This is a genomic window from Parafrankia irregularis (assembly GCF_001536285.1).
In the GTDB taxonomy this organism is placed as follows: Bacteria; Actinomycetota; Actinomycetes; order Frankiales; family Frankiaceae; genus Parafrankia; species Parafrankia irregularis.
In genome coordinates, this window is record NZ_FAOZ01000072.1 from 1 (window position 1) to 4,244 (window position 4,244).

Genomic DNA, 4,244 nt, shown 5'->3' on the forward strand with positions numbered 1-4,244 from the left:
CGCCGACACCGAGATCCCACAGAGCCGGTCGGTCTACTCGCACATCTGGGGCACCGTCCCGACCGACACCGGCGCCTACACCGACCTGACCGCCGAACTGATCAAGCGGGGGCACTGATGCCACGGCCCACGTTCCGCACCATCGGAACCCCGACCAGCCCCACGGCGGACGACACCACACAGGCGACGTCCAGACGTCCAGACGCCACCACACCAGCCACGGCCAAGCCCGGACAGCGCAGCGCGTTCACGTGGCGACTCACCCCCGAGCAGGCGAACCAGCTTGACGGTCTCCTGCTGCGGCTACGGGAAGAACTGGGCGTGGCACGGCTGGACCGGGCCGCCATGCTCACCGCGTTGACCGGTCTCGCGGCCGAGAACCCCGCCGTGTTCGGCGCCCTGGTAGCCAGACTTCAAGACGTCTAGACGCCCCGACCACCCGAGGTGTTCGGGGGTGTTCGGGCCAGGTGTCCGAGGGTGTTCCGAACATGTTCGGAACACGTGTTCGGAGCCCGTGACCTGGGAGACGCGGCCGGGCGAACACCCGGACCCGCGCAGGTGTTCGGAGCCGGACGGTCGTCACGTGACGACCGTGCCCACGGGGCCACCGGCCGGACGTCGACGAGCACCAGGCCCCCGCCGGCCGCGACCACCGGCCGTAGCCAGCCAGGCCCCCGGCAAAGTGCGGATAGTGCGGAAAGTGCGGCCCCCGGAGCCACGTTCGCCCAGGTCGACCACACACCCGCGGACCCCATCGCACTATCCGCACTTTCCGCACTCTCACCGCCAGCGACCGGAGCCCGAGCCGCGCGACGGCCGGAACCGGCACCCGGTCCGCAGGACCCCCGGACGGTCACGATCCGCAACCGTGCACCGCGTGCGTGCACGGCGTGCAGAGCGTGCGCACGCTGTCAGGCTCGCGTACGGCCGGGCGTAGAGGGCACCCCCGCACGCCGTGCACGCTCCGCACGGCCCGCACGCACGCTCCCCCAGTCGTCGCGCAGCGTGACCGGAGCGGGTGTGCGGCCGGGGGTGTGCGCACACCTGTGCGGCCCCGCGCACACGGCCGCGCGTTGGAAACCGGGCCCACGAGCTGTGCGCACAGGTGTGCGCACACCCACCACCCGCCGTCACCAGGTGACCGGCCGAAGCGTTGAAAACGCGCGTTCTCGACAGCCCTGGGAAACGCGAACGGGGCCCGGACGGAGAGATCTCCACCCGGGCCCCGTCAGGGTCCGTCCGTGCTCGTCTACGCCACGGTTGCCACCGGCGCCGGCCGGGGCCGAGGCGACACCTCCCAGAAGCCGTAGTCCGGCACCCGGTTCGGGCTGGAGGGGGACGTCTCGCCAGCCGCGAGTGCCCGGACCCAGTCCAGCACCGACAGGTTCCCCTTCGACTGCCCGCACGGGGTGCAGGCCGGCACCAGGTTCGAGGCCCCGTTGCTGCCGCCGGCCGCCCGGGGCACCACGTGATCCAGGTGGTCCGATTCCGCCGTCAGGCAGTAGGCGCACCGGCCCCCGAACGCCTCGTAGAGCCGCTGCCGGCCCTCGGCCGACACGTTGATGCGGCTCACCGCCGATCACCCGCCGCCGGCCACCACCACCGCAGCAGCTCCGCGTACCGGCGAGCCACCTCCGGATCCGTCACACCATCCAGCACCGCAGGCCCACCCGCCGAAATCACGTGCACACGGGCGCACGAGCCACAGCACGGGGACGCCACATCGCAGCAGCGTGTCCCCGAACTCGGCTTCAGACCAGCGGCCCACACCGCCGACACCGCCGGGTACCGCAACCAGCGGACGGCCCTCCTGACGAGCTTCACCGGGGCGTTCATGCCGCCACCCCGGCAACCTCACCGCAGTAGTCCGGGCCCGGGTTGGACGGGGCCACCCGCCACACCGCCGGCAGCGGACCGCCGGCCGCCTCCACCGCGAGCAGCTCGTCCAGCGCGACCCGCAGCCACGCCAGGAACTCCGCCTGATCCTCGGTGGTCGGCAGGGTGCCCGTCTCCAACAGGAACGCCGCCTCGTGCATGGCCCGCATCCCGTCGGAGAGCACCATCCAGTCGATCTCGTACCGCAGCATCGCCGGACCGCCCGCCTTCAGCTCGTCCAGCGACACCAGCGTCTGCCGCAGCAGACCACCCAAGATCTCGTTCTTCGACAGCACCGGCCGCGTCTGCACCCGCGTGACCGGCTCGAAGCCGTTCTCCCGCGCGTACGCCACGCCGTACACCGGCTGTGCCGCCACCGCCGCCACCATCTCCCGGAACTCCGGGCCGAACTCCCGGGCGCTCACGCCGTCACCCCCGGCTCAAGCCCCTCCGAGACGTGCACTGACGGCGCGAACCCGCGCCAGCCCACCGGCACCGGCGGAAGCGCGGTGTCCGCCGGCAGCGTGCCCGCCTCCACCGCGACCAGCACCGGCAACGCCCGCAGCAACCACTGTTCGAACACCACCAGGCACGGGTTCTCCCGCATGACGTCGAGGTCGTTCACCGCGTCTTCCAGCGCCGTCATCCCGTGCGACAGCACCACCCAGTCGATTTCGTAGCGCAGCTTCTCCACGCTGTGCCCGAAGTCCTCGTACGTCCCCATCGCGAACCGCATCAGCCCCGCGACGATCTGCTCTTCCGACAGCACCGGCATCGACCGCACCCGCGTGACCGGAACCATCCCCATGTCCCGCAGGTACTGCGTGCCGTACGGCTCCTGAACGAAGGGGGGAACCGCGCCCCCTGACGCAAGATGAACCACGGTCTGACCTCCCGGTCGGGCTGGACCCCCGGTGCCTGCCGCCAAGCCACGGCGCCGGGGGTCGCTTTGCGTTGTAGACGCATGGTCGACCAGTCGACTAGTCGAGTCAACCCCCGAATACGGCTAGAGTTGCCAGTGGTCGCCTAGACGGCTAGGCGACCAGCTCAGAACCCGATCGGGAGGGGACCAAACATGACGCAGCCAGTAGCCGCCTACATCCGGATCAAGAACGAGTTGCGCCGGCAGATCTTCGAAGGAGAGCTCCAGCCGGGGGACCTCGCCCCCAGCGAGCAGAAGATCCGCGACACCTGGAACGTCAGCCGAGGCACGGCGGTGCGCGCCCTCGCCGAACTGCGCGCTGAGGGCTACCTGACCACCGAGCCTGGTGTCGGTACTCGAGTTCTCGCCCGGGGCACCCAGGGCGGAGCGGACCGGGCCCGTCGCCTGCTGGCCACCGGATCGATCTTCCGCCAGGACGAGACGTCCACGATCACCGGCGCCGGACTCCAGGAGGCCCCCGCGGACGTCGCCCAGGCCCTGGGCTTGGAGCCCGGAGCGCAGGTCATCCGCCGGTCGCGGCTCCTCACCGACCGGGATGGAGTCGCGGCGATCTCGGTCTCGTGGCTGCCGGGCGAGTTCGCCGAGGTTCTGCCCGCGCTGCTTCAGCCGAAGTCGCTCGGTGGCACCGGCACACTCCGGGCCATCGACGAGGCAACCGGCCGCGCAGCGGTCCGCATCCGTGAGACCGCCATCGCCCGACTCGCCAGCGACACCGAGGCAACCGCCCTGGGACTCACCACGCCGGCCGCCGTGCTGGAGACACAGAACCTCTTCCTTGACCACGCTGGAGAGGCCATCGAGTACGGCGTCGACGTCGCCCCGGGCCGCCGTGCCCGCGCCGTCGAGATCGAGCTGTCTTAGCGACACACCGCAGCCCATGCCGAAGTACGGGCCGGGCTGGGAGGAAGCTCCGCAATGGGCCGATTCGATCGGCCCCAGAAACGACGTTGGCCCGGGGAGAGTCACGATCTCCCCGGGCCCTTACGAAGCCGTTAGCGCGGCGAGTACGAGGCTACGGGACACGGTCCCGCGTGGCCACCGTGCTCCGCCCTGACTTCCCCCTTGGAGGGGCGTTGTCGAGCTGGGATGCCCTCAGTTGGGCCAAGAAGCAGCAGGTCGGAAACCCCGTGCGCAAGCTCATTCTGATCTTGATGTGCGAGAAGGTTGACGCCACGTTCGCTTGCTACCCGTCAGCGAAAAAGCTTGCTCGTGAGGCCGAGTGCAGTCGGTCCACCGTGATCGAGCATCAGCGTGTCCTTGAGGTGGAACTCGGACTCGTGACGATCGCCCCGCAGAGCCGGGCGAACGGGTCTCAGTCCAGCAACCGCATCTACATCAACCACCCGGACGCGCCCCACATGCAGCCGGGCGCCGATGCTCCGTCGTCCGCCAGGCAACCGGGGTCCGGGAGCCGGACGGGGGGGGG

The 4,244-nt window shown here is 70.5% G+C and carries 6 protein-coding genes; 3 read left to right on the forward strand and 3 right to left on the reverse strand.

All coding sequences use genetic code 11. The features are described from left to right. Positions 1-117: 117 nt before the first annotated feature. Positions 118-426 carry a hypothetical protein gene (locus AWX74_RS38620; RefSeq protein ID WP_091287454.1) on the forward strand — a complete coding sequence of 103 codons (309 nt, stop codon included), beginning with the start codon at positions 118-120 and terminating at the stop codon, positions 424-426. Positions 427-1,249: 823 nt separating this feature from the next. Here the strand turns inward: AWX74_RS38620 and AWX74_RS38625 are convergent. The 3 genes from AWX74_RS38625 to AWX74_RS38635 all read right to left on the reverse strand — a co-directional run bounded on the left by AWX74_RS38625 (position 1,250) and on the right by AWX74_RS38635 (position 2,758). Next, positions 1,250-1,573 carry an HNH endonuclease gene (locus AWX74_RS38625; protein ID WP_242666616.1) on the reverse strand — a complete coding sequence of 108 codons (324 nt, stop codon included), beginning with the start codon at positions 1,571-1,573 and terminating at the stop codon, positions 1,250-1,252. A gap of 259 nt (positions 1,574-1,832) precedes the next feature. Then, the gene (locus AWX74_RS38630; protein WP_091287456.1) at positions 1,833-2,300 is read right to left on the reverse strand and encodes a hypothetical protein; all 468 of its coding nucleotides are present in this window, start codon (positions 2,298-2,300) and stop codon (positions 1,833-1,835) included. Further along, on the reverse strand, positions 2,297-2,758 hold the full coding sequence (locus AWX74_RS38635) for a hypothetical protein (RefSeq protein WP_131799667.1): 462 nt from the start codon (positions 2,756-2,758) through the stop codon (positions 2,297-2,299). Before AWX74_RS38635 ends, AWX74_RS38630 begins: the two co-directional genes overlap by 4 nt. A 192-nt stretch (positions 2,759-2,950) precedes the next feature. On the opposite strand from AWX74_RS38635, the gene AWX74_RS38640 reads away from it, so the two are divergent. Further along, a complete protein-coding gene (locus AWX74_RS38640) occupies positions 2,951-3,679 on the forward strand; it encodes a GntR family transcriptional regulator (protein ID WP_091287460.1) in 729 nt (242 codons plus the stop codon). 170 nt (positions 3,680-3,849) lie between these two features. After that, a partial coding sequence (locus tag AWX74_RS41050; RefSeq protein WP_207550515.1) for a helix-turn-helix domain-containing protein occupies positions 3,850-4,244 on the forward strand: 395 nt, incomplete at its 3' end.

Coding starts and splice junctions, on each gene's coding strand:
- AWX74_RS38620 (WP_091287454.1), top strand. CDS start 118: ATGCCACGGCCCACGTTCCGCACCATCGGAACCCCGACCAGCCCCACG.
- AWX74_RS38640 (WP_091287460.1), top strand. CDS start 2,951: ATGACGCAGCCAGTAGCCGCCTACATCCGGATCAAGAACGAGTTGCGC.